The organism is Winkia sp. UMB3158, from assembly GCF_030217145.1.
In the GTDB taxonomy this organism is placed as follows: Bacteria; Actinomycetota; Actinomycetes; order Actinomycetales; family Actinomycetaceae; genus Winkia; species Winkia anitrata.
Genome location: NZ_JASONH010000017.1, coordinates 1 through 680 on the forward strand (window position 1 = coordinate 1; position 680 = coordinate 680).

At 58.2% G+C, this 680-nt stretch carries 1 pseudogene; it reads left to right on the top strand.

Features of this window, described 5'->3' with window-relative positions:
• Positions 1-635, top strand: a pseudogene (locus tag QP400_RS10450) (IS256-like element IS1249 family transposase); the annotation flags it as partial.
• Between the last annotated feature and the right edge of the window lie 45 nt (positions 636-680).

Genomic DNA, 680 nt, shown 5'->3' on the forward strand with positions numbered 1-680 from the left:
TGGTCCGCCGCTACACCACCACCAACCCACGCACCGATGCCGGGCGCACCATCTACCGACTTGCGCTGAAACTGACCCGGATCACCACACTGGATGAAGCCGCCGCGTGGGGTGTGCAACTGCACGAGTTTTCAACGATCTACCGGGAATGGATGAACGAGAAAACCATGATCAAAGACCCCAAAACAGGTGCATGGACCCGCGTGTGGACCCACCACAACGTGCGCAAGGCCTACAACAGCCTCAACCATCTTTGGCGGTCCGAGATGCTGTTTGTCTACCTCAACCCGCCAGCAGGAGTCCTTGCGCCCGAGCGGATCAAATCCACCACCAACAGCTTAGAAGGCGGCATCAACGCCCAGCTCAAACTGCTCGCCAGAACCCACCGCGGCAGATCAGGCGAACGACAACGCCGCATGCTGGATTGGTGGCTCTACTTAAAAACGGAACTGCCTGACGATCCAGTACGAATCGCCAGGCAGTCCGACTGGGGCCAGGGCCAACTCGCCAAAGTATCCACCCTGACCCAAACCGAGAACCAAGCCGACCACGAAACAGGACGCCCAGCCCTCTACGACAACGCTATCGACACCGACTACACCCACTCAATCGGCATTCAAAAAGGCCAAATCTAACCCCCGCGACACGCCGAGCCAGACACACATTTTGACCCTTAACCC